This window comes from Bartonella sp. B30(2025) (genome assembly GCF_053793825.1).
Genome location: NZ_CP200034.1, coordinates 1,406,272 through 1,432,270 on the forward strand (window position 1 = coordinate 1,406,272; position 25,999 = coordinate 1,432,270).

General features: G+C 36.4%; 19 protein-coding genes and 3 pseudogenes. 11 read left to right on the plus strand and 11 right to left on the minus strand.

Going from position 1 to position 25,999, the window contains the following annotated elements:
- Positions 1 to 4: 4 nt before the first annotated feature.
- Entirely contained in the window at positions 5 to 1,777 is a 1,773-nt protein-coding gene (locus V4P55_RS05980; RefSeq protein ID WP_455474181.1) for an ABC transporter ATP-binding protein, read from the minus strand.
- Between the two features lie 205 nt (positions 1,778 to 1,982).
- Positions 1,983 to 2,501: a translation initiation factor IF-3 gene (gene infC, locus V4P55_RS05985; RefSeq protein ID WP_455474182.1), complete on the minus strand. Its 519-nt coding sequence runs from the start codon at positions 2,499 to 2,501 to the stop codon at positions 1,983 to 1,985.
- Between the two features lie 168 nt (positions 2,502 to 2,669).
- Here infC and V4P55_RS05990 point away from each other — a divergent pair, with 168 nt between their 5' ends.
- The 4 genes from V4P55_RS05990 to dapE all read left to right on the plus strand — a co-directional run bounded on the left by V4P55_RS05990 (position 2,670) and on the right by dapE (position 7,003).
- Positions 2,670 to 3,458, plus strand: a complete 789-nt coding sequence (locus V4P55_RS05990; RefSeq protein WP_455474183.1) for an alpha/beta hydrolase — start codon at positions 2,670 to 2,672, stop codon at positions 3,456 to 3,458.
- 595 nt (positions 3,459 to 4,053) lie between these two features.
- Positions 4,054 to 4,833: an alpha/beta hydrolase gene (locus V4P55_RS05995; RefSeq protein WP_455474184.1), complete on the plus strand. Its 780-nt coding sequence runs from the start codon at positions 4,054 to 4,056 to the stop codon at positions 4,831 to 4,833.
- A gap of 42 nt (positions 4,834 to 4,875) precedes the next feature.
- Positions 4,876 to 5,613 carry a M48 family metallopeptidase gene (locus V4P55_RS06000; RefSeq protein WP_455474185.1) on the plus strand — a complete coding sequence of 246 codons (738 nt, stop codon included), beginning with the start codon at positions 4,876 to 4,878 and terminating at the stop codon, positions 5,611 to 5,613.
- Positions 5,614 to 5,830: 217 nt separating this feature from the next.
- A complete protein-coding gene (gene dapE, locus V4P55_RS06005; protein ID WP_455474186.1) occupies positions 5,831 to 7,003 on the plus strand; it encodes a succinyl-diaminopimelate desuccinylase in 1,173 nt (390 codons plus the stop codon).
- 51 nt (positions 7,004 to 7,054) lie between these two features.
- On the opposite strand, the gene hemW is transcribed toward dapE, so the two are convergent.
- On the minus strand, positions 7,055 to 8,248 hold the full coding sequence (gene hemW, locus V4P55_RS06010; RefSeq protein WP_455475061.1) for a radical SAM family heme chaperone HemW: 1,194 nt from the start codon (positions 8,246 to 8,248) through the stop codon (positions 7,055 to 7,057).
- Entirely contained in the window at positions 8,248 to 8,895 is a 648-nt protein-coding gene (locus V4P55_RS06015; protein ID WP_455474187.1) for a non-canonical purine NTP pyrophosphatase, read from the minus strand. Before V4P55_RS06015 ends, hemW begins: the two co-directional genes overlap by 1 nt.
- A 316-nt stretch (positions 8,896 to 9,211) precedes the next feature.
- Between V4P55_RS06015 and hrcA the strand changes: the two genes are divergently transcribed.
- Both hrcA and grpE read left to right on the plus strand, forming a co-directional pair.
- Complete coding sequence (hrcA, locus tag V4P55_RS06020; protein ID WP_455474188.1) at positions 9,212 to 10,282, plus strand: heat-inducible transcriptional repressor HrcA; 1,071 nt, start codon at positions 9,212 to 9,214, stop codon at positions 10,280 to 10,282.
- A 123-nt stretch (positions 10,283 to 10,405) separates the two neighbouring features.
- On the plus strand, positions 10,406 to 11,065 hold the full coding sequence (gene grpE, locus V4P55_RS06025) for a nucleotide exchange factor GrpE (protein WP_455474189.1): 660 nt from the start codon (positions 10,406 to 10,408) through the stop codon (positions 11,063 to 11,065).
- A 107-nt stretch (positions 11,066 to 11,172) separates the two neighbouring features.
- Here grpE and thpR read toward each other — a convergent pair whose 3' ends face one another.
- The 7 genes and pseudogenes from thpR to V4P55_RS06060 form a co-directional block, all read right to left on the minus strand.
- Entirely contained in the window at positions 11,173 to 11,712 is a 540-nt protein-coding gene (thpR, locus tag V4P55_RS06030; RefSeq protein ID WP_455475062.1) for an RNA 2',3'-cyclic phosphodiesterase, read from the minus strand.
- A 191-nt stretch (positions 11,713 to 11,903) separates the two neighbouring features.
- Positions 11,904 to 12,165, minus strand: a pseudogene (locus V4P55_RS06035) (HPr family phosphocarrier protein).
- Between the two features lie 49 nt (positions 12,166 to 12,214).
- Positions 12,215 to 12,611, minus strand: a pseudogene (locus V4P55_RS06040) (PTS sugar transporter subunit IIA).
- 75 nt (positions 12,612 to 12,686) lie between these two features.
- Positions 12,687 to 13,142, minus strand: a pseudogene (locus V4P55_RS06045) (HPr kinase/phosphatase C-terminal domain-containing protein).
- A 23-nt stretch (positions 13,143 to 13,165) separates the two neighbouring features.
- Positions 13,166 to 14,950: a stimulus-sensing domain-containing protein gene (locus tag V4P55_RS06050; RefSeq protein ID WP_455474190.1), complete on the minus strand. Its 1,785-nt coding sequence runs from the start codon at positions 14,948 to 14,950 to the stop codon at positions 13,166 to 13,168.
- Between the two features lie 37 nt (positions 14,951 to 14,987).
- Complete coding sequence (locus V4P55_RS06055; RefSeq protein ID WP_455474191.1) at positions 14,988 to 15,710, minus strand: response regulator transcription factor; 723 nt, start codon at positions 15,708 to 15,710, stop codon at positions 14,988 to 14,990.
- Between the two features lie 902 nt (positions 15,711 to 16,612).
- Positions 16,613 to 17,167, minus strand: coding sequence for a copper chaperone PCu(A)C (locus tag V4P55_RS06060; protein ID WP_455474192.1), 555 nt, complete (start codon positions 17,165 to 17,167; stop codon positions 16,613 to 16,615).
- 888 nt (positions 17,168 to 18,055) lie between these two features.
- Between V4P55_RS06060 and dnaK the strand changes: the two genes are divergently transcribed.
- The 5 genes from dnaK to lepA all read left to right on the plus strand — a co-directional run bounded on the left by dnaK (position 18,056) and on the right by lepA (position 25,957).
- Positions 18,056 to 19,945, plus strand: a complete 1,890-nt coding sequence (gene dnaK, locus V4P55_RS06065; RefSeq protein WP_455474193.1) for a molecular chaperone DnaK — start codon at positions 18,056 to 18,058, stop codon at positions 19,943 to 19,945.
- 154 nt (positions 19,946 to 20,099) lie between these two features.
- Complete coding sequence (dnaJ, locus tag V4P55_RS06070; protein WP_455475063.1) at positions 20,100 to 21,245, plus strand: molecular chaperone DnaJ; 1,146 nt, start codon at positions 20,100 to 20,102, stop codon at positions 21,243 to 21,245.
- A 681-nt stretch (positions 21,246 to 21,926) separates the two neighbouring features.
- Positions 21,927 to 22,832, plus strand: a complete 906-nt coding sequence (gene argB, locus V4P55_RS06075; RefSeq protein ID WP_455474194.1) for an acetylglutamate kinase — start codon at positions 21,927 to 21,929, stop codon at positions 22,830 to 22,832.
- A 34-nt stretch (positions 22,833 to 22,866) separates the two neighbouring features.
- Positions 22,867 to 23,775 carry a DMT family transporter gene (locus V4P55_RS06080; RefSeq protein ID WP_455474195.1) on the plus strand — a complete coding sequence of 303 codons (909 nt, stop codon included), beginning with the start codon at positions 22,867 to 22,869 and terminating at the stop codon, positions 23,773 to 23,775.
- A 376-nt stretch (positions 23,776 to 24,151) separates the two neighbouring features.
- Entirely contained in the window at positions 24,152 to 25,957 is a 1,806-nt protein-coding gene (lepA, locus tag V4P55_RS06085) for a translation elongation factor 4 (protein WP_455474196.1), read from the plus strand.
- Positions 25,958 to 25,999 lie beyond the last annotated feature (42 nt).

Sequence of the window (25,999 nt, forward strand, 5' to 3'; positions counted from 1 at the left end):
AATTCTACTGCTTAGATTTCTGCTTTTCAAACTGTAGCTTATAAAGCTTTTTATAAAAGCCATTTTCTTTTTTCAGTAATTCTTTTTGGGTGCCTTGTTCAATTAATTGCCCATTTTTCATCACAATAATTTTGTGAGCATGAGCAATTGTTGTAAGACGATGGGCAATTACAATAGTTGTGCGCTCTTTGGTGATGCGGTGAAAAGCTTCATTAATTTGTGCTTCGGTGTGTGAGTCTAATGCGCTTGTTGCTTCATCAAGGATCAAAATTTTACTATCATGAAGCATCGCTCTGGCGATGGCTAATCGTTGTTTTTGTCCTCCTGAAAGATTATTACCATTATCGCCTATTTGTGTATCATATCCATTTGGTAAGTTCATAATAAAATTATGAGCGTTGGCTATTTGGGCTGCTTTTATAATATCTTCGTCACTTGCTCCTTCTTTTCCAAGTCCGATATTATATTTAACAGTTCCTTGGAAGAGAAAAGTATCTTGTCCTACATAAGCTATAAGATTGCGAAGGGAGCGAAATGTACTGTAACGAATGTCTTGACCATTAATCAAGATGCGTCCTTGTGTGGGGTCATAAAGACGCATAATAAGATTGATAAAAGTTGACTTTCCAGAACCTGATGGACCGACTAATGCTATCATTGTTCCAGGTTTTATTTCTAGATTAATATCTTTCAATACCATTTGGTTATCCGTATATGCGAAAGAAACATTTTCGAAACGAATAGGTCCTAGCGTTTTATTCAGATCTTTAGCTTTTTCATGTTCTGTTACTGTAAGGGGATGGTCAAGTATTTCATACATCGTACGAATATTAACTAATCCAGATTCAATTTTGACACGTACATTTGCTAATCTTTTTGCGGGTTCATAAGCGAGAAGTAAAGCTACAATAAAAGACATTAATTCTCCTTGTACACCTGCGCGTTTGGTTGCAAGGTAGCCGGAAAAGCAGATAATACCAGCAATGGCAATACCAGTAAGTGTTTCCATGATGGGATTTGTCATAGCTTCAAGCTTTGCAATACTGTTTGCTTGTTTCTCAACATCACGAATGGCTTTGTCCATACGTATTTGCATTAATTTTTCTAGTGAAAAAGCTTTGATAACCTGGATACCAATGCTACTTTCTTGCACGATTTTGATAATTTCACCAAGTGAAAGAAGTTCTTTTTCAACAAGTCCACGAATGCGTTTTAAAGCCATTCGAATTCCTAAAAAAGCCAGTGGCCCTACTGTTAAGGTAATAGTAATTAACATAAAATTTTGAATAAACATGACAAGCAACAAACCGCTAAGAGAAAGCAGATCACGTACAAAAGTAGTAACAATGGTATCAATGATATTACGGACTGCTGCTGCATTATGAGTCACACGGACCAGAAGATCGGATGATGTATTATTTTGGAAAAAAGAGACTCCTTGTTGCATAAGACGCTCATAAATTTTGCGTTGTTGTTCAGCAACAATACTATTACCCGCTTTGCTTAGAAAATAAGTTTGGGCAAAAGTTGCAATGCCTTTAAGAATAAAAATGAAAGCGATAACACTAGAAATAAAAACAATCATATTAAAATCTTGCGCATCAATAATATAATTGACGACATCACGCATAATCCATGCGCTAGCGGCAGTTGTGCAAGAAATAATGATCATTGAAAAAATAGCTGCGCTGTACCAAAGCGCATGTTTATGAAAATTTTCTCGTAAAAGACGAAAAATAAGATGCTTATCAAAAGAGAAAATTTGTTTTTGATTCATAAAATGCTTCTATATTTTATCATCATTTTATGCAAGATTGAAGCACTTTTCATTTTAAAAACATGTAACTGTTTACCCAAAAAGCACTACATTATTTCTATGTAGTGCTCTTAAAACCACACCCATATGGGCACTTTAAATAGGTCATATACCACAGATTAAGCTTTTTATTTTTTATATATTGTGATGGTTTTAGATAAAAAAATCACTTAGGTGTTATTATCATCATCATTTGACGACCTTCTAACTTGGGCTCGGATTCGATTTTAGCAATGCTACTTGTATCTTCTTTAACTCTTTGAAGAAGCTTTAACCCAAGATCTTGGTGAGCCATTTCGCGACCACGAAAACGTAAAGTAATTCTTACTTTATCACCGTTCTCAATAAAACGATGCATAGCTCTAAGCTTAACTTCATAATCATGAACATCAACATTTGGGCGCATCTTAATTTCTTTAACTTCGATGACTTTTTGTTTTCTCCGTGCTTCAGCAGCTTTCTTTTGGGTTTGGTATTTCAGTTTACCCAAATCGATAATTTTACATACGGGTGGTTCTGCATTTGGTACAATTTCAACCAAATCGAGTCCTAGTTCTGCAGCCATAGCAAGCGCTTCTTGCGTTGTAACAATACCTTGATTCTGTCCCTCATCATTAATAAGCTGTACACGAGGAACTCGAATATCCTGATTTGAACGTGGCCCATCTTTTTGGGTAGGTGTCATTTTAAACGGTCTGCGAATGGTTTGTGCTCCCTAATTTCGATTCATCTATAATGAACTTAATATATAATTATACATAGAAAAACAACTAAAGTTTGTACTTTTTCGATTTATTTGATTACTTTTTAGATTGGTTTCAGTAATAGAGTAAAATCTTTAGGGAGGGAAATAATGTATCAAGAGATTCCTTGTCAATTTTTTTCGTTTAAGGACACTAATCTTGCAGTGCGTTATCGTAAAGGTCGTTCTTCACCTGGTTTGATTTGGATTACTGGTTATGGCGCTAATATGTTGAGTAGCAAAGCGGTTATGATTGACGCTTTTGCTCAAAAAAATAATTTATCTTGTTTACGTTTTGATCATTCTGGTCACGGAGAGTCTGAAGGGGATTTTCTTCAAGGAACAATTTCACGTTGGATTGAAGAAAGTTTAGCGATTATTGAAACCTATTGTGAAGGTCCACAAATTCTAATTGGAAATTCTATGGGAGGGTGGATTGCTCTAAAGCTTGTTACTATGTTAGCGCAGAAAAAGAATATGCTTGCTGGCATGATATTGGTGGCTCCAGCTCCTGATTTTACGCGAACTGTTGTGGATCCATTGTTGGGTCCATTAGAATGGGAAGTTTTAGAAGAAAAAGGATATATCGGAGTGCCTGCAATTGGTGCAATTGGTTCTGTAGAGCCGAAGCCTGTTTCAAAAGTTTTTATTCAAGATGGACGAAAGAATTATGTTATGAAAGGATGCATTGATGTTGGGTGTCCAGTCCATATTTTACATGGAATGGAAGATGAACAGATTCCTTATAAACATACATTAGCTTTGCTTGATCATTTGCCTTCGCATGACGTAACACTGACACTTATTCGTGATGCAGATCATTCTTTGTCGCGTCCACAGGATTTGGCTTGTATTGAAACAGCGTTAAAGTCGTTAATTGACCATATTAACGTAAGGTAAACCGCAGAATAAGAAGAGAAAATCATTAATAATATTATTATTCTGTGTGTAGATCATAAGCGCAAACATCGTTAATGTTATGTATCTATGCAGGCAATTTAAGAAGTTTATGCTATTGTTTGCAATTATTTTTTTCAAGAATTATTGAACAACATACATCTACCTTGAATTGAGGTGCTTTTTACTTGCGTGCAAATTTTTCACTAAGTTTTTTCAAGAAATTGCAACGATTCTTTATGAATGAACATACTATAAGTTATTAAAGAAGCGCATAAAGTGACTGAAAGCGTTTTAGCTGATTTGGGGTAAACGCCCGAAGTTATTGTTACTTGCTAACTGAAATGTTTAATAAAATTTATTTGATGTTTTGAAAAAGCAGATCATGTTTATTATAACATCGAGAGTGGTATATTGAGCATATAAAATGCAAGCATAAAGTTCGATTAATTTGCTACAAAGAATTAAAATTGTTGAAGATTTTGCTTAATGGATAAGTATCTTTCTTTTCTTTGATTATTTTGTCATGATGCAGAAGAAATTGTAAAATATACTGCTGCACATGAGGTAGGTTACTTGATTGAATGGAGAAACAAGAATGAGCCAAGAGATTCCTTGTCAATTTTTTTCATTTGAGGATACAGCTCTTGCAGTACGTCATCGCAAAGGTAATAGTTCTCCTAGCTTGGTTTGGCTTTCTGGTTATCAATCAGATATGCTGGGCAGCAAGGCAACAATGATTGATCGTTTTGCTCAAAAGAATGATTTATCTTGTTTGCGTTTTGATTATTCTGGTCATGGGGAATCTGGAGGTAATTTTTTTCAGGGAACGATTTCTCGTTGGGTTAAAGAAAGTTTAGCGGTTTTTGAAACCTATTGTGAAGGACCACAAATTTTAATTGGCTCTTCCATGGGAGGATGGATTGCTTTGAGGCTAGCTATAATGCTAGCGCAAAAAAATAAGATGCTTGCTGGTATGGTATTGATTGCACCAGCTCCTGATTTTACGCAAACATTGATAGAGCCAGTACTGGGGCCAGCAGAATGGAAAATTTTGGAAGAAAAAGGATATATTGAACGGCCTGCTGTGGATGATGAAGAGCCTATGCCCTTTACAAAGATGCTTATTGAAGATGGCCGGGACAATTGTATTATGGAAGGATGTATTGATGTTGGATGTCCAATTCATATTTTGCAAGGAATGCAAGATGAAGTTATCCCTTATCAACATACATTAACTTTGCTTAATCATTTGCCCTTGAATGATGTAGCATTGACACTTGTGCGTGATGCTGATCATAGATTTTCACGTCCGCAAGATTTAGATTGTCTTGAAACGGTTTTGCGGTCATTAATTGACCGAATAAATGCAGGATGAAAAGAGTGAAATTTTCATTAATGATAAAAACATAATAATTATATGATGATTCATAAACAACGCTTTATTCTTTCTGATCGTGTTGTGCCTTTACTAGTGCGTGAAGACAAGCGTGCGCGCCGTTTTATATTGCGCATTGAGGCTGGTGGTAGAGGAATTTGTGTAACAATACCCCCGTTGATGAGCTCCTGTTCCGTTCAGAGGTTTATTGAAAAACACCGGTCTTGGATTGAGACGCGCCTTACCTCTATACAAGCCTCTTGTGAAAGTCCGTATCTTAAAGATGGTACGATGATTCCTTTCTTAGGTGTTGCGCATATCATAAAACACAAAGCAGGACGCGGAGTGACAGAAATTATTGCAGATGATATGGGAGAAGAGCCAAAAATTATTGTTTATGGGCAATCAGAACACTTACCAAGACGTATTGCTGATGTTTTAAAAAAACAGGCTGCATGTATTATAACACCGATGGTGATAAATTACGCGCGTAAAGTAGAGCGTAAAATTAAATCAATTTCTTATAAAGATATGAAGAGTCGTTGGGGATCTTGTTCAACAGATGGATGTCTTTCTTTTTCTTGGCGTCTTGTTATGGCCCCAAAGGATATTGTGGAATATGTTGTTGCGCATGAGGTTGCCCATCTTATTGAAATGAATCATGGACCAAAATTTTGGACTCTTTGTGAAAAGCTTTATCCTAAAAGTAAAACGAGTCGTATTTGGTTAAAGAGAAATGGTCATATGCTGCACGCAATTCATTTTCGTTCACATCCTTAAAAATGTAAAAAAATTTTGAATAAAAGCAATATCTTATAAAATTATTTATTTTACAATTTGAGTGCTTCACTTTATAATAAAAAACCTATTAAAATTTCAAAATGGGTGGTCTTTTTTTTTGAGATTATCGGGTATCTTAAATGTTTTTGCTTTATCTTCTTTGTAATTCAGCTTAATAATTTTTTATAATTTTTAAGTTTCAATTGAAAGAATGCTCATGTCTACCCTTACAGATCCTGTTCAGCTATTACAGGAGCTTATTCGTTGTCCTTCTGTTACACCTCATGAAGCGGGTGCTTTATCAACTTTGGAACAGTTTTTAAAAAAAATAGGGTTTAGTGTTGAGCGCCCTATTTTTACGGATAACAATACGGAAGCTGTTGAAAATCTTTATGCAAAAATGGGGAAAGATGGTCCCCATCTTATGTTTGCTGGGCATACGGATGTTGTACCACCAGGTCGATTGGAAAATTGGACATATCCTCCTTTTGAAGGTGTAATCAATCAGGGAAAACTATACGGGCGAGGTGCTGTTGATATGAAAGGTGCGATCGCATGTTTTGTTGCGGCACTGGTTCGTGTTCTTGAAAAACAGTCCATTAAAGGAATGGTAAGCTTTTTGATCACGGGTGATGAGGAAGGCCCTGCAATTAACGGTACAGTAAAACTTTTAAAATGGGCAGAGCAAAAAGGTGAAAAATGGACTGCAGCTCTTGTCGGAGAGCCAACAAGCGTAAAAACTGTTGGTGATGTTATCAAAATTGGACGTCGTGGTTCAATATCCGGTATTATTACGGTTAAAGGGATTCAAGGACATGTTGCTTTTCCCGAGCGCGCAGCCAATCCATTACCTTTGGCAGGTAAGCTTATCCAAGCATTGATACAAAATCCCTTGGATCAAGGAACAAAGAATTTTCAACCCAGCAATTTGGAATTAACAACTATTGATACAGACAATCCCGCAGTGAATATTATTCCAGAGCAGACAGTAATTCGTTTTAACATACGCTACAATGATCTGTGGACAAAAGAAACGCTTATTGCGGAAATCGAAAAGCGTCTCGCTTTTGTACAACCTAAAAATAATAGCGATCAATTGCCTTGTTATCAGCTTGAATGGGTCCAAGGTTTAGGCGGTGTTTTTCTGACTAAAAGTGAAAAACTCATTAAAACTTTGTCAAATGCGATTGAAAGCGTGACAGGAAATAGACCAGAATGCTCAACTTCGGGGGGGACTTCAGATGCGCGGTTTATTAAAGATTATTGTCCAGTTGTTGAATTTGGTTTACCAGGGCAGACTATGCACATGGTGGATGAGTATGTGACACTTGACGCAATGGAGAGTCTTACTTCTGTTTATGAGCGCTTCATTATTGATTTTTTTGCATAAATGAACAAGCAAATGACTCTTTTGTGGTGGAAGGTTGGATTCATAGGGACTTCAGTTTGCCAATTGGCTAATAATATGGTCAAGAACAACGCGTCCTGTGGTTGTGGCTTTTAAGCGTTGATTTCCTATCATTTCTACCAGACCTTGTTGTTGTAAATCGATAAGTTTTTTTATTGGTAAACCATTAGAACTTAAGTTTTCATAACGCGTCAGATCTAAACCTTCTGAAAGACGCAAACCCATAATAAGCATTTCATTTGCTTGTTGCTCTTTTGTTAAATGTTCTGTTTCAATACAGCCGTGCCCTATTGTTTCTACCAATTCAAGCCAATTTTCAGGATGTTTTTCATTGATTGTGACACAACGCTCATAGGTTTGAGATGAAGATGTTTTTGAAGAGATAGGGGAATGATTCGTTTGACACTTAATAAAGCGTCCATGTGCCCCTGGACCAAAACCTGCATATTCATGATAGCGCCAATAAAGAAGATTATGAGCTGATTCAGCTCCAGGAATTGCATGATTTGAAATTTCATAAGCTGGAAGCCCATGCATAGTGGTTATTTCTTGGGTGAGATGATACAAATCTGCTGCAAGCTCTGATGCAGGAAGGATAAGCTTTCCTGCGGCATGAAGTCGTTTAAAGGCAGTTCCTTCTTCTATAGTTAATTGATAAAGAGAAAGATGGTCTGCGGCTAAATCAATAGCTTGAAAAAGTTCGCATTTCCATTGTTCCAGTGTTTGCTCAGGGCGAGCATAAATTAAATCAAAAGATAGGCGTGGAAAAATTTTTCGTGCTAAAGAAATAGCGGAAAGAGCTTGCTTTACATCATGGAGGCGACCAAGCTTTCGCAGTGCTTTGTCATTGAGTGCTTGTATGCCTAAGGATAAGCGATTAACACCTGCTGCGCGGTATCCGCGAAAGCGTTCTGCTTCTACACTTGATGGGTTGGCTTCTAGTGTGATTTCAACTTTATCATCGATTGTCCATTTTTTTGCAATAGCTTGCAGCAAGGCATAAACCGTCTGAGGCGTCATAAGGGAGGGTGTTCCTCCACCGATAAAAATGCTCGTAATATGGCGTGGTCCTATTTTATGATATTGTGTTTCCATTTCGCGTTCAAAGGCCGTTACAAAACGAGGTTGGTCAACCCCATTTACACGAACATGTGAATTAAAGTCACAATAAGGGCATTTGGCTGCACAAAACGGCCAATGAATGTAAATTCCGAAAGATTTATTTATCATAGTGCTAAAAGATTTTCTGCAAAAAGCTTAAAAGCACGCGCGCGATGCGAGAGGGGTAGGGTTTTATCATTGAGTTTCCATCCGTGCTTTTGTTTCGTTGACATTTCACCAAAAGTATTTTCATATCCATCAGGTACAAAAACCGGATCAAAACCAAATCCTTTATTTCCGCGTGGAGGCCAGATTAATGTGCCCTCAACGTTGCCACGGAAATAATCTGCATAACCATCAGGCCATGCAATACAGATGACAGATATAAATCGGCATGTTCGCTGGCTTTTTTCATGTGCTTTGGCTTCTTGAAGCTTATCTTCTATTGTTTGCATAGCTTTTAAAAAATCACGTGTCCCGTCTGGTTGAAGTGCCCAATTAGCTGTATACACACCAGGTGCACCGCCTAATGCATCTACTTCCATGCCAGAATCATCAGATAAGGTGGGAAGTCCTGTACTTTTTGCAGCTGCAAAAGCTTTGATATAGGCATTTTCTTCAAATGTTGTTCCTGTTTCTTCTGGTTCAGGTAAACCAAGTTGTTTTGCTGATTGTGTTGTTATACCAAAAGGAGCGATCAGTGTGGTAATTTCACGCAATTTGTCATCGTTATGTGTGGCAATAACGAGTTTTTTTGTTGTTATATTTCTCATATAAATTTCTCCGAAAATGAAAAGGAAGGTCGCTTTTGTTGCGCTTAAAACTGAAATAAATATATGATACGGATCTTAACAGATTTTATGAGACATGATTTTTTTTACATATTGTCTGATATTGAGCCAAAATAAGATCTTTGTAATTTGATAAAAATCATAATTGGAAAGATACATAGAAGCACTTTTCTTTCTAATGGTGGCATTTTTTGTTATAAATATGCTATATGCTTTTGCACCATTTTAGACTATTTGAACAGATTTTAGCAAAAATTATATAAGAAGAAAGTATTTTAAAAGCAGTGAAACAATTATCATGAAGCGTAAACCTATTGATGATGAATTAAAATACCTTGATCAGCGTTCGCGTGATATTTTTCGTCATATCGTTGAAGCTTATCTCAATGATGGTGAGCCTGTAGGGTCACGAAATCTTTCTCGGCTTTTGCAACAAACACTATCGCCAGCAACAATTCGTAATGTGATGAGTGATCTTGAGCATCTTGGATTGATTTATGCACCTCATGTATCTGCAGGACGAATGCCGACACAATCGGGTTTAAGGTTTTTTGTTGATACATTTATGGAAGCAGGTGATTTGCCAACCGAAGAGCGCGAAAGTATTGAAAATCAAGTCAAGGAGGCTGATCATACAAAATCTGTCGAACATTTTCTTATCCAAGCCAGCCAAGTTCTTTCAGATCTTTCACGTGGGGCAGGACTGGTTTTATCGACAAAACATGAAGGAATATTAAAGCATATTGAGTTTGTGCGTCTTGATGGAGAGCACGCCCTTGCAGTTTTAGTAATGCAACGAGGTCAAGTTGAAAATCGCATTGTTCAATTGCCAGAAGGTGTTACCCATGCACAATTAACAGAAGCAACCAACTTTCTTAATGCGCACATTCAAGGACGCACATTGCGTGAAGCTAAAGAAGAAATTGCTCGTTTATGTTCAGAAACACGAGCTGCCCTCGATGATTTATCTCATTATCTTGTTGAAACTGGGTTAGCTCTTTGGGGAGGAGAAGATTCTGATCATAAAATACATCTTATTGTTCGTGGACGGAGTAATTTGCTTGAAGATATAAAGGCAAAAGAAGATTTAGAGCGGTTGCGGCATCTGTTTGATGATCTTGAAACGCGGGAAAGCATGGCGCAATTGCTCGATTTGACGGATGAAGGTTCAGGAGTTCGTATCTTTATTGGTTCAGAGAATAAATTGTTTTCGCTTTCTGGTTCTTCGCTGGTTGTGGCACCTTACTGTGATGCACAACAAAGAATTATTGGTGCTTTAGGGGTTATTGGACCAACGCGGCTTAATTATGCAAGAATTGTTCCTCTGGTCGATTATACCGCTCAGCTTGTATCGCAGTTGTTGCGTTAAAACGTCAGAAGGATATTTTTATTATAAATGCTCATTGTGTTAAGATTTGTAAATATCCCTTGATTTTTTTCTCTAAAATTTCAATATCGAGGGTAACAAATCTTATGAAGGAAGAGAATTTTTATGTCTGATGAAAAAAATAAATTTACTGATACTTCGTTTGAAAATCACGATTTAAAAAATTCAGCTGATCGCAATAAACTGAAACAATCTGCAGATGAATTTTTGAAAATGCATAAAGAAGAAGTACGTAACGATACAGAAAAAGAAAATGAGGTTACTGATCCTCTAACTGCTTTACAAGACGAAAATAAAGAATTGAAAGATCAGCTTTTACGTCTTGCTGCAGAGATGGAAAATCTGCGACGCCGTACTGTGCGAGATGTAGCTGATGCAAAAGCTTATTCAATTGCTAGTTTTGCACGAGATATGTTATCGGTTTCTGATAATCTTAATCGTGCTTTAGAGGCAATTCCAGAAGGTGCGAGGGAAAATGATGCTGGTTTAAAAACCTTAGCTGAAGGGGTTGAAATGACCGAGCGTGCAATGATGGCTGCATTAGAGCGTCATGGGGTAAAAAAAATCCATCCAGAGGGACAAAAGTTTGATCCTCACTTTCATCAAGCTATGTTTGAAATTCCCAACACCAATGTGCCAGATAATACCGTTCAACAAGTTGTTCAGGCAGGTTATATTATTGGTGAGCGCGTTTTACGTCCCGCTATCGTTGGAGTAGCGAAAGGGGGAGCAAAAGAAACTTCTACTGAGTCTAATCCGACATAAATGTAACATCAATACAACCTGGATGTCAGATTATAGCATAGCACGCAGCTCTGCATTTTCAAAACAGTTCATCAGAGTAAATTTTTAAGGTCGTTTTAAACACCCTTTCATGCTTGAAGTGCCCAGCTTCCCCTCACAATATAAGGAACATTATCGTCGGGGGAAGGAGATGAAAATAAAACAAAATGATCAATATTAAAAGAAGAAAGTGCAAAGTCACTCCGCAAAGACATATATGAAGCGATATCTTCAGGATTGGCGTCGCACAAAGCTGCAATAGTGATGTGTGGAGTGAATTTTCTTGTATCAGGAGGCAATTTTAAGCGTTCTCTAATAGATTGTATTTGCTCGTGTAAAGAGTTAAGAGCTTCACAAGGTTCAATACGAACAATAAGAGAACCGGGAATGGTTTCTGCATCAAAAACTTTGGAATTAAGAGTGCGTAACTGAAAAGGAGGAAGTTTTATTGTACTAAAGGCACAAATGAGCTCATCTGCTACAGCGCATTCAACTTCACCAAAAAAATACAAAGTGATATGAAAATTTTGCGGGTTCATCCACCGCACTTGAGGCAAGCCATTTTGCAATGATATAAGAGACTGCGTTGTTTGTTGAGGAATTTGAAGTGCACTAAACAGACGTAACATCATAAGACTTCCTTATCAATTAAAAGACGTTACTGCAAATGAAACAGCAAGGACAGAGAGTAGTAAATTGTTCTACTAAAAAAATGATGTTGCAAATAAATAATGGCTAAAAAATGGATGCCATAATCAAAATTACCATTAAAAACTCTTTTATATCATATATTTGATAAAGGTATTTTTTATAGAAATTTTTAACTTTCTTCCCCAAATTTATCTTTAATGAGTTTTTCAAGAGCGTCTGTTGCTTCTGGTCCTGAAACGTGAATAGTGACGTTACAACCAGCTAAGGGCTTCTAACATCATAAGTTCCATAATTGATAAGCCGACAATGATTTTTTCGTCTTTTTCAACTTCAACAATAGCATTAAACTTATCAACTATTTGTGCGAATTTTGCAGAAGCTCTTGCATGCAACCCAAGTTCATTACAGATATTGAGGTGGCAGCGTAATATATGTGAAGAGTGTTTTTAGGAAACATTTGTATTTAATTATCCGTTAAAATTACGTTGGTGTACTGATATATTTGCGTCCTGCTTCTTGCGTGGCTTTTAAAGCTTCTGATAGTGAAATATTAGGGCGTTGACGAATAGAAATCAATTTAATGAGCATAGATAGATTTACATCTGATATCCTTTCAATATGTCCTTTTTTAATCACAGAAATAGCTATATTTGATGATGTTCCACCAAATGCATCTGTTAATATTATTACACCTTGATTCGTATTTGTGGAAAAAACTGTAGCTATGATATCTTTCCGGCGCTGGTCTAAATCATCATCGGGATAGATGCATATTGCATATTGTTGTGAATTTTTCTTGTGTTCTAACAACATGTTCTACAGCATGTAGAAACTAAACAGCTAATCTACCGTGCGTTACAAGCACGAGTCCAATCATTTTACAAAGCTAAGGGAAATTTTCAAAAAAAGTAAAAATAATAATTTTGTATTTTTTGAAAAGAATTAGACAGATTTATGCCTCTTTTTCTAAAAAGAAATGCTCTTTAATGGACTGACAAATGATTATACAATCTGCTTCATGCAAACTAGAGAGTTTTAAAAGGAGAATGTGTAAATTGCCAAATTTAAAAGTCTGATTTGTTGAGAATCGCTCATATTCAGGACCAAGAAGAATAACGCAGTCAATAACTGTTTGTTTTTCAAACTCTATGATACAAAGTCCAGTACCGCGAACTTCTATGCCGCCTTGTAAATTATCCGGGGTGTATCCGTAAAGTTTCTGATTTTTTATACGAAGCATTGTATAATTATCACTTATCAGTTTTGCTTTACGTTTTGACCATTAGCACGGTCAAGTAAAGAAAGAGTAATCGTTGATTTTCCTGATCCTAATGGACCTATAATTAAGTAACCCCTTGCCTTCAAGCTGTAGGCAGTTTGCATGTAATATTTCAGTTTTTGTTGTTATACTTTATGTGTTTAATAAAAAGTTCATTTAGCAAGAGGAAGTACAACAATAAATCGTGCACCGATTTTCTTATTTGCATTTGCGGGGTCAATAATGTTTTCAGCAGTCAATGTTCCATTATGGGCTTCGATGATTTGTCGACTAATAGAAAGACCTAATCCTGAGTTTTGTCCAAATGAATCTTCACTTGGACGGTCTGTGTAGAATCGTTCAAAAATACGCTCAACATTTTCCGCACGAATGCCAGGACCATTATCTTCAATAGTTAAGATGAGATTTGAAGAGCTTGTTTTCATCGTTATAAAAATTTTACCATTATCATGAGGAACAAAGGAACGTGCATTTTCAATAAGGTTGGAAATAACTTGACTTAAACGTAATTCATATCCCAACACAAGATAAGCTTTTCCATGGGGGCGTGGGATGATATTAAGACTGATATCAATGGTTTGATTCTTACGGTATATTTCATTAACAGTAGGAATAAAATTTTCTAAAAGTTTTTTTATATCAATGATCTCAGCAGTTTCGCGAGCGAACTCTGCATCTAACCGCGATGCATCAGAAATATCAGTAATTAAACGGTCAAGGCGACGTATGTCATGTTGAATAATTTCAAACAATTTTGTTTGAGCTTTTTCATTTTTAGTTAATGGAAGCGTTTCAACAGCACTACGCAGTGAGGTGAGCGGATTCTTTAACTCATGGCTTACATCAGCAGCGAAGCGCTCAATGGCCTCGATGCGTGTATAAAGAGCGTTTGTCATATCACGAATAGAAGCTGACAGATGACCAACTTCATCTTCTCGTGTAGAAAAATCGGGAATTTCTACGCGTTTATTGTTTCCATGGCGTACACGGTTAGCAGAAGCAGACAATTTACTTAATGGATGAGCAATCGTGTGAGCTAAAAACAAGGACAGTACCAAAAGCACGCTACCAACAACCACAAAGATTTTAAAGATGACTAATTTTTCGCCTTTTACGATGTTATCAATATCTGAACCTGTGGTCGAAAGAAGAAGCGCGCCGACTACAACACGATAGCGCTGGACAGGTACGGCAACAGAAACGATTAATTGCCCCCGTCTATTTCGTCGTTTAGAAGTAGAAACAGATCCATTTAATGCTTGGTAAACCTCCGGATAAGCAATACTATTGTTTTTTGCTTGTGTTTTATCAAGGATGATGTCATTGCCATAAAGTAATTTTGAAAACCATGAATAAAAGCGTTTCCAAAGGTTTTGTTCAGTTTTGATAGGAGGCAAATCATAGCTAAAAACCTCTCCGCTGGAGTAAAGAACGCGCGAATCGAGAAGCAAAGTCGCATCACGATCATAAATACGTGCTCTGGTCGTTTGAGGTGTAATGAGGCGTCGTAGAAGTGGGGCAACTTGTTCAGGGTTAATAGGAAAATCCCAAGAATCTGTTGATTGAGGTGTTGGTGTAATGCTTTCTCCAACTTGTAACTCCAAAAGTTTTTGAGGGTCAACAAGGATAGAATCCGTATCTATTGTTGCAGAAGCTGCAATGGCTCCAGCGATAATTTTCCCTTGAATACATAGACTTTCAATTTTTGCTTCAATCAATCCATTACGAAATTGATTAAGATATAAAATGCTTGTAACCAAAATACCAAGAGTAGCAAGATTTAGAATGACAATGCGACGTGTCAAACTAGAAAAAAATAATTGCCTGACTAGACGTTGTGCCCTAGAATATAAATGAATGAGCGTAGGAAATTTTGTTGATGTATGAGTACTTTGCGCTTGAAGAGACAGGGTTTCCTGTTGTTTGTTTTTTGTCATCGATTTGATCGCCATTCAAATTTTTGCGACAAAAATATTAAACTTCGTGAAAACGATAACCTACACCGTAAAGTGTTTCAATCATTGCAAAATCATCATCCACTTGTTTAAATTTTTTACGCAAACGCTTAATGTGACTATCAATGGTGCGATCATCTACATAAACCTGATCACTGTAGGCAGCATCCATCAAAGCATCACGACTTTTTACAACTCCTGGTCGTTGTGCTAAAGTCTGAAGAATCAAAAACTCTGTTACGGTTAAGATAACAGGTTTATCTTTCCAAGTACAGGTGTGACGTTCCTGATCCATGACAAGATCTCCACGTTTAATAGAGGATGCGGGCGAAGCTCCTGCTGTAAGTGGTTGGTTGCGGGCATTTGAACGACGTAAAATAGCTTTCACGCGTTCAATGAGAAGGCGTTGAGAGAAAGGTTTTGTAATAAAATCATCAGCTCCCATTTTAAGACCAAATAGCTCATCAATTTCATCATCCTTAGAGGTAAGAAAAATAACTGGAATATCTGATTTTTGACGAAGCCGACGCAACAGTTCCATACCATCCATTCGAGGCATTTTAATATCAAAAATAGCTAAATGTGGGGGATGTAATGTTAAGCCTTTGAGTGCAGATGCTCCATCTGTGTAACTTTCAACTCGATAGCCTTCTGTCTCAAGCGCAAAAGATAAAGACGTTAAAATGTTGCGGTCATCATCAACAAGTACAATCGTTTGGGTGATTGTTGGAGTATCCTTCATAGCTTCTTAGACCTTTCTATTGTCCTGGCAGTAAATCGCCTACGCTATTTATATGGGAGTTCACATTTTTTTTGCAAAACAAATATGCTACAATTTGTAGCAGAGTAAAAAACCTTTCATATCTGTGTGAAAAGTTCTTTGTCTTTGCAATTTTATAATGCTTTTGTGAACATTAAGATCCTTTCTTTAGATAAAATTTTCATTAATTTTTTTTATCAAGGATTTATGTTGTTTACGTCTAAGAAATAAACAGGCTCATTTTCTATTGTTAACAATTAAGAAATGTACTCTTTGCTTGCAGAAGGAAGAAAATAATGCAATGAGAATAATGCAATTTTAGGTATAAGATATATCTCTACTCTATCAAATAAGTTTATAACAGTTTTTAGGTTTGATTAAAATATTTTAAAAATCCCAGTATGATATAGGAATAAATTAAAAATAAGAGTTTGTAAGGCTATATTCGACAATGTGTAATTTGACACAGAAGAATGAGTATTTAGGTTTGTAAGAAGAGAGCACTTTTGTTTTTTGCAATTCGTTAAAGATCTTTTCTGTTGATATCAATTGTTAAAGAAGCGGAAATATTCATTTAAAAAAGTTCTCGTTTTGATAGAATAGAATTTGATAATGATTTTTAGGAAATTTCCCTAAAAATTAATCAAAAAAAATTAGACGATAAAACGCATTTATCTTTTAAGTCGATAAGTTTATGTCAAAGTGTCTTATAAAATTTATGTGAGATAGATTTTATATATTTTTTGGCTTGATTGCACTTAATTATACGCGGTGCAAGCACATTATTTTTTACAGCATATTCTGTAACGTTCAACAAGGATGGGAAGGGTAAAAAACTTTCACGCTTCCCATATTAACGTACTGATCAAGGTGATGAAAGGAATTTATTGATAAAGGAGTGATTTTGGAGGTGATGTTGCTCCCAGAGCGCCTACTTCAAAGTAAACGTCAATTGTACCAGCTTTCTCAAATGTTAATTTTGCACTGATTTTATCGCCTTTCTTGAATGGTTTTAAAATTCCCATAAACATAATATGATTACCACCAGGTTTTAGTGTAGCTTCACCATTGCCGGGAATTTCTACACCATTATGCATTTTTTCCATTTTCATAATATTGTTAGCAACTGTCATAGAGTGAATTTCTGTTATCTCTACATCGTTTGCCGAAATAGCAATCAAACGGTCTGGAGTGCTACTATGATTAATGATATAGAGGTAACCACTGCTGGTTTTTATACCTTTAGGGGTTTCTCGTGTCCAAGGGTCAATAATTTCTATGTCACCAACTTGATATTGATGAGCAGTTACGGGCAGAGCTATAAAAGCAAAGATCAGGGTCGATATGATATTTGTAATAATTTTTCTGATTGAATATTTCATATAACTCGAGTCCAAAGATATAGCATTTTTTATTCTTCCGGTGATAAGTAGCATCATTGTATACCCTCCGATTTATTTTGAATATCTTTATTTATTTTTAGAAAGTTTTTGTTAAAAATAAAAGAGAGAATTTCTTGACTAATATTAATTATGTAGAAAAGGAATTGTGAAGTGATCTGTTCATTTTAGAAAAAAGAGATAGAACCTAGTCAAATTTTAAAACTGTTACTCATTTAAGAGTAGAAGATTTCTATTGATATATAGATTAAGAGAAATTTATGCTAAATATATCGAAAATGGGACTTCTAAAGGTTTGTGCAAGATGCGCTTTTTAAAAAAGCACTCGATACTGAGATTGTATTTATAGATAATTTCTTTATAAATTAAATGTTTTAAGGTTAAGTTTAACATTATAAGTGGGTGTATAGAGAATTGTGTCATTAAACACATAGATAATATACTGTTAATAGAGATTTTGCTAAGAAAAGTTACAATATTTGTAATATAAAATTGTTATATTTAAACAAAATTTTTTGTATGAGTATTATGTATGGTAATGAAGAAAAAATGTGCCAAGAAGATACACAAACATTTACTGTTATTTTTATAGATTGTTTTGTAAACTGAGATTTTGATGTTTATAAGAATCGAAGAAAAAAACGGCTATTACATTCGTATTTTTTACGAAGATATGGTTACACGTAATATTATTGCGTAAATATTATATTATTTTAACAAAAAAATTTTATTTTGGAAATGTTTCTGCATTATTCTCTTGTAGGGATAAAAGCTTGTTCTTATATACCAAGTAACAGGGCTTGTTGCGGTTTTCGGTTTATTATTTTTATAATTTGGAATGATAGGCAGGCTTTGAATGTTATAAGGAGCTGTTTTAGAAAGATGCTTGATAAAGGTTGAGACAGCTTGCTGAATGGAGATTATAATATGGCAAAAGTAATTGGTATTGATTTGGGGACGACTAACTCTTGTGTTGCCGTTATGGATGGCAAAAATGCAAAGGTCATTGAAAACTCAGAAGGAGCGCGGACAACACCTTCTGTTGTTGCATTTACTGATGGAGGCGAACGGCTTGTTGGACAACCTGCTAAACGGCAAGCAGTGACGAATCCTGAAGGAACGATTTTTGCAGTTAAACGTTTAATTGGGCGTCGGTTTAGTGATCCTACGGTTGAAAAGGATAAAAAACTTGTGCCTTATAAAATTGTTAAAGGCGACAATGGTGATGCATGGGTTGAAGAGTCAGGCAAGAAATATTCTCCATCGCAAATTTCAGCTATGATTTTGCAAAAAATGAAAGAGACTGCCGAATCTTATCTTGGTGAAAAGGTAGAGCAAGCTGTTATTACTGTTCCTGCTTATTTTAATGATGCACAACGTCAAGCCACTAAAGATGCTGGTAAAATTGCTGGACTTGAAGTTTTGCGTATTATCAATGAACCGACAGCTGCGGCTTTGGCTTATGGTTTGGATAAAAAAGATGGAAAGACCATTGCTGTTTACGACCTTGGAGGTGGTACATTTGATATTTCTGTACTTGAAATTGGAGACGGAGTCTTTGAAGTTAAGTCGACCAATGGAGATACTTTTTTAGGCGGTGAAGATTTTGATATGCGCTTAGTTGGTTATTTTGCGGATGAATTCAAAAAAGAACAAGGAATTGATCTAAAAAATGATAAATTGGCGTTGCAGCGTTTAAAAGAGGCAGCTGAAAAAGCAAAAATTGAGCTTTCTTCTTCACAGCAAACTGAAATTAATTTGCCATTTATTACCGCGGATCAATCTGGTCCAAAACATTTAACAATGAAATTAACGCGAGCAAAGTTTGAATCTTTGGTTGATGATTTAGTTCAGCGTACTATCGAGCCTTGTAAGGCTGCACTAAAAGATGCAGGGTTGAGTGCTGGCGAAATTGACGAAGTTGTTTTAGTTGGTGGTATGACTCGTATGCCTAAAATTCAGGAAGTCGTACAAAGCTTCTTCGGCAAAGATCCACATAAAGGGGTTAATCCTGATGAAGTTGTGGCGATGGGGGCAGCTATTCAAGGAGGCGTATTGCAAGGTGATGTAAAAGATGTCTTGCTATTGGATGTAACGCCTTTATCTTTGGGCATTGAAACATTAGGTGGAGTCTTTACACGTTTAATTGAACGCAATACCACTATTCCAACTAAAAAATCACAAGTTTTTTCAACAGCCGACGACAATCAGAATGCTGTGACTATTCGTGTTTTCCAAGGTGAACGCGAAATGGCTAATGATAACAAGTTATTAGCGCAATTTGATCTTGTTGGTATTCCACCTGCACCGCGTGGTGTGCCTCAAATTGAAGTAACTTTTGATATTGATGCGAACGGTATTGTGAATGTTTCAGCCAAAGACAAAGGAACGGGTAAAGAACATCAGATTCGTATTCAAGCATCAGGTGGTTTGAGTGATGCTGACATCGAAAAAATGGTTAAAGATGCAGAAGAACATGCCGCTGAAGATAAAAAACGACGTGAAGGTGTGGAAGCTAGAAACCAAGCAGAAGCTTTGATCCATTCAACGGAGAAGTCTTTAACAGAATATGGTGATAAAGTGACAGCTGACGATAAAGCGCAGATTGAAACAGCAATATCTGACTTGAAATCTGCACTTGATGGTACCGATACTGAAGAAGTAACTGCAAAAATGCAGAAATTAGCAGAGGTCAGCATGAAGCTTGGGCAGGCTATGTATGAAGCTTCACAAACAGCTAACGACACTGAAACAGATACAAAGAATGATGATGTTGTTGATGCTGATTTCGAAGAAATTAATGACAAAAAGAAATAGTGTAAGCAAAACACATTGATTCGTCGATAAAACCCGGCCTTTGAAATATAAGGCGGGGCTTTGTTGTTGAAGGTTAGTTGCAACTTTGTTGCTAAAGACATAAATTAAAAATAATGTTGTCCTACGATGGATGACGATGAATCAGGAATACATGATGAAGGTTGATTATTATGAAATTCTTGGTGTGACCCGCGACTGTGACGATAAAAAGCTAAAATCTGCTTTTCGTAAATTAGCGATGCAATATCACCCTGATCGTAATGCAGGAGATAAGGAAGCTGAACGGAAATTTAAAGAAATTGGGGAAGCTTACGAAGTTCTTAAAGATCCTCAAAAGCGAGCCGCTTATGATCGCTTTGGTCATGCGGCATTCGAAAACAGTGGTCGAGATGGAGCAAATCCATTTGGTGGTTTTTCTGCTCGCGGCGGGTTTGCCGATATCTTCGAAGATTTTTTTGGCGACATTATGGATGGTGGACATCGCAAGCGTAGTGATGGTCGTGAGCGGGGTGCAGATTTGAGCTTTAATATGGAAGTGACTTTAGAAGAGGCATTTTCAGGAAAAACAGCGCAAATTAATATTCCAAGTTCCGTTACTTGTGATCTTTGCGAGGGATCGGGTGCGAAAAAGGGTTCTAAGCCGCAAACCTGTGGAACTTGTCATGGGTCTGGTCGTGTGCGTGCTGCACAAGGCTTTTTTTCTATTGAGCGTACATGCCCTGTATGTCATGGACGTGGTGAAACCATTTCGGATCCGTGTCCCAAATGTCATGGAACAAGACGTGTACAAAAAAATCGTTCGTTGAGCGTGAATATTCCAGCAGGTATCGAAGATGGTACACGTGTTCGTCTTTCTGGTGAGGGTGATGCCGGCATTCGTGGTGGTCCCAATGGCGATCTTTATATTTTTCTTTCTATTAAACCGCATGAGTTTTTTCAACGAGATGGGGCTGATCTTCACTGTCGTGTTCCTATTTCAATGATTACAGCTGTTTTAGGAGGTGAGTTTGAAGTTTCTGATCTTAGCGGTGTTAAAGCACGCGTTAAGGTTCCAGAAGGGACACAAAATGGGCGTCAGTTTCGTTTAAAAGGCAAAGGAATGCCTATGTTACGCCAACAAGCTAGGGGTGATCTTTATATTCATATCACAATTGAAACACCACAGAAATTAACAAAAAAGCAGCGTGAATTGTTGCAAGAATTTGATAAGCTTTCAAATCATGAAAATTCGCCACAGTCACACGGTTTCTTTTCACGGATGAAGGAGTTTTTTGAGAATATTTCTGGTCAAAATTCATGAATGAATGTAATAAAGATATGTTTAAACAGATTATTTTAATGAAATTTTATTTCATCAAAATCGTTAATATGATCTCTGCTTAAAAAATAAGGATTTTTACTCGCTTTTATTTAATTTCAGATTAGCTTTTCTTTGCTAATTTCCTGTTGCCAGTTAATTTGCATATTATATTTTATGATTCTAGAAATTGTGTTTATTTCTAGTGCTTGTAAAATTGAATAAGTACGTTTCTGGTCAACAGGAGAGCGAGTGTTTATAGTTCTCATATTGCTATAATTTTTATACAGTTATACGTATATTCAGAATGTTTTGTAATCAGTCTGTTATTTATGTTCGATATCTAAATTGCGATGCGTTTAAGGTTATTCGACTAAATATAAAATAAGAATATAGTCTGCGCATAGAAGAGTTTTTGTAAAATGTTTCGAAGCTTTTTTACCAAATTTTATATATAGAGTCACAAAATAATAGTACTTTATATGCAACGTTTTTGAGCCAATTTTCAGTTTGATTCTTATTAATGAAATCGCTTTAAGTTTATTCCATCATTGTTTTTGTCATAACTTTAAGATGATTTGACGATTTTTCAGAGGATGGATAAAATGGAGCTTATTTTTAAATTATTTTCATTTTTCTAAATTTTGTTAAGAGATGGTGAAAAGTGAGGAGGAGTTTTTTTTGATGGATGATATCAAGAAAGGTGCTGCAAATGTTCTTGAAAAACAAGCAGCGTTTTTGTCGTCTGCTTTACCTTATATGCAAAAATATGAAAATGAAACAGTTGTTGTGAAATATGGCGGTCATGCTATAGGGGATCCCGATTTGGGTCGGGCGTTTGCGCGTGATATTGCTCTCTTAAAACAATCAGGCATTAACCCTATAGTGGTTCATGGTGGTGGTCCTCAAATTGCTAATATTTTAATGAAAATGGGGATTGAATCGCGATTTGAAAATGGCTTGCGTGTGACAGATGAACGGATCGTTGAAGTCGTTGAAATGGTTTTGGCAGGGTCCATAAACAAAGAAATTGTTGCTCTTATTAATGCTGAAGGTGAATGGGCGATTGGTCTTTGCGGAAAAGATGGCAATATGGTTTTTGCGGAAAAAGCTTATAAGACTGTAATTGATCCCGATTCGCATATTGAACGCGTTTTGGATTTAGGATTTGTTGGTGAGCCTGTTGCAATTGATCGAACATTGCTTGATCTTTTGGCTTGTTCTGAGATGATTCCAGTTCTTGCTCCTGTTGCTCCAGGTCGTGATGGAAAAACCTATAATATAAATGCTGATGTTTTTGCTGGAGCTATTGCTGGTGCTTTAGAAGCTAAACGTCTTTTATTTTTGACTGATGTTCCTGGAGTATTTGACCAAGAAGGAAAAATTTTGAAAGAACTAACAGTTTCTGAAGCTGAAAAGCTTATTAAGAATGGGACAATTTCAGAGGGCATGATCCCAAAAGTAGAAACATGTGTTAATGCTCTTCGAAATGGTGTAGAAGGTGTAGTTATTTTAAATGGCAAAACTCCACATTCTGTCTTACTTGAGTTATTTACCGAACAAGGGGTTGGGACGCTTATAGTTTCCTAATATATATAAAATATAAATTAGAGGAAAGAGTTTTATGGCTGTCATGAAACAGTTGAGATGCCCTTCATTTAGTAAACAGGAATTGGCACTGTTCTTTGCAACAGTACTTTGGGGAATTACATTTCTTGTAATACGTATTGCGGTGCAATACAGTGGCCCTCTCTTTTTTGTAGGGTTTCGTTTTATCGTTGCATCATTGATATGTGGAGTGATGTTTTGGCGCTCTATGAAAGGTGTAACTATTTATGAGATCTTTGCTGGTATGGTGATTGGTTTTGCGATGTTTCTCGGTTATGTTTTTCAAGCATCTGGACTCCAATCAATTATTAGTAGCCAATCAGCTTTTATTACAGCGCTTTATGTGCCTATGGTTCCAATATTGCAGTGGATTATTTTTAAAAAATCCCCTCATTTAACCAGTTGGATTGGTATTATTTTCGCTTTTTTGGGACTTATATTTATTTCAGGACATGGGGTAGAGGGTGTTCATTTTTCAAAGGGTGAAGTTTTCACTTTGCTGGGTGCTGTAGCAATTGCTGCAGAAATCATTTTGATTAGTTTTTTTGCTAGTAAAGTCAATAGTTATCGCATTACAGTTATACAGATGTTTTTTGCTAGTTTTTTTTCATTTTCTTTTATGCCATTTGCAGGGGAAAGCATTCCTGAATTTTCATGGGTATGGTTGAGTGTTGGTGTGGGATTGGCACTCATGAGTGCGGTGATTCAGTTCGCCATGAACTGGGCACAAAAATCTGTTTCTCCTACGCGTGCAACACTTATTTATGCAGGTGAACCAATATGGGCTGGAATTGTTGGGCGTTTGGCTGGAGAGTATTTATCTCCTTTAGCTATATCGGGGGGATTGCTGATTTTAATAGGGATTATTGTGTCTGAATTACAACCATCACAATGGCTAAAAAAAGATAAGATAATTGTAAAATAAATTGGTGCATTATTCTGAAAACAGTAGTTGAAATGGTGTTTTTTGCAACAAAATAAAATATATTCATTTCAACTTTCAGCATTTATTTATATGCAGTAAAAATATTAAAAACCAAGAGAATTTTTAGTGTTGCGACTTCTTTTAAAAGGGTAATAATTTTTTTCTAAAGTTGATCAAGCAAACTGTAATATAAAACCAGAAAAGAGCGTTATATACACAATATACAAAATGTTTTATGGTGGTTGGATACTAATTTAAGGCAAATAAAGAACGTTAATTTTTTTATAGAGTCTTTTTTCTTTATTCTTTTGAAGATATTTAAGATGGTCGTAATTGGTCTTTGCGTTTTTTGTTATTCTTTGCTAAAGCGCCTTGTATGACTATAGATTGCAATCATATACGTAATTTTTCCATTGTAGCACATATCGATCATGGAAAATCGACTTTGGCCGATCGTTTAATTCAAATGACGGGTGGGCTTGCAACACGAGAGATGAAAGAGCAAGTGCTAGATTCAATGGACATTGAACGCGAGCGTGGGATTACCATTAAAGCGCAAACTGTACGTTTGCATTATAAGGCAAAGAATGGTGAAACTTATATTCTCAATCTTATTGATACGCCTGGTCATGTTGATTTTGCTTATGAGGTATCGCGCTCATTAGCAGCTTGTGAAGGTTCATTATTGGTAGTGGATGCAAGTCAAGGGGTGGAAGCACAAACATTAGCGAATGTTTACCAAGCTATTGATAATTCTCATGAGTTAGTTGTTGTACTCAATAAAGTTGATCTTCCGGCAGCAGAACCTGAACGTGTTAAAGAACAAATTGAAGATGTGATTGGCATTGAAACGTCTAATGCAGTAGAAATATCAGCCAAAACAGGTTTGGGTGTTGCAGATGTTTTAGAAGCAATTGTAATGCAATTGCCGCCTCCGCGCACTGGTGATGCCTCTAAGCCTTTAAAGGCCATGCTGGTTGATAGTTGGTATGATACTTATCTTGGTGTTATTGTTTTGGTGCGGGTGATTGATGGTGTTTTAAAAAAAGGTCAAACCATTCGCATGATGGATACAGGAGCAAAATATCCCGTTGAACGGGTTGGGGTATTTACTCCTAAAATGGTACAGATTGATGAATTAGGACCAGGAGAAATTGGCTTTATAACCGCTTCTATTAAAGAAGTTGCTGATACACGGGTTGGGGATACTATTACTGAGGAACGCCGCCCTTGTGAAGAAGCGCTGCCTGGTTTCCGTCCTGCTCAGCCTGTTGTCTTTTGTGGTCTTTTTCCAGTTGATGCAGGTGATTTTGAAGATTTACGCACAGCCATGGGGAAACTACGATTAAATGATGCTAGCTTTTCTTTTGAAGTGGAAACATCGGCTGCTTTAGGATTTGGTTTTCGTTGTGGTTTTTTAGGGCTTCTTCATCTTGAAATTATTCAAGAGCGTTTAGAACGTGAATTTCATTTAGATTTAATTGCCACAGCACCTTCTGTTGTTTATCGTATGAATATGACTGATGGTTCTATTAAAGAATTGCACAATCCTGCTGATATGCCTGATCTTGTTAAGATTAGTTCTATTGAAGAGCCATGGATTCGGGCAACAATTATGACGCCTGATAATTATCTTGGTGCAGTTTTAGAACTTTGCCAAGAGCGACGTGGACAACAGGTTGGTTTATCCTATGTCGGGACACGTGCTATGGTAACATATGACTTACCTTTAAATGAAATTGTTTTTGATTTTTATGATCGTTTGAAATCAGTTTCAAAAGGATATGCTTCTTTCGATTATCAGATGATTGGCTATTCTGAAGGCAATTTGGTTAAAATGTCTATTTTAGTCAATGGTGAGTCTATTGATGCACTATCTATGCTTGTGCACCGCAGTATAGCAGAAAAACGCGGGCGTTCTATGTGTGAGAAGCTTAAAGATCTCATTCCTCAACATATGTTTCAAATTCCAATTCAAGCTGCAGTTGGTGGTAAAATTATTGCTCGTGAGACAATTCGTGCTTTGCGTAAAGATGTGACAGCTAAATGTTATGGTGGGGATATTACTCGTAAGCGCAAACTTTTGGAAAAACAAAAAGAAGGTAAAAAACGTATGCGTCAGTTTGGAAAAGTAGAAATTCCTCAGTCCGCTTTTATCCAAGCTCTTAAAATGGATAAATAACGAAAAAAATCCTTTTTTGTTTAACTAGTGCGCGCTTATTTT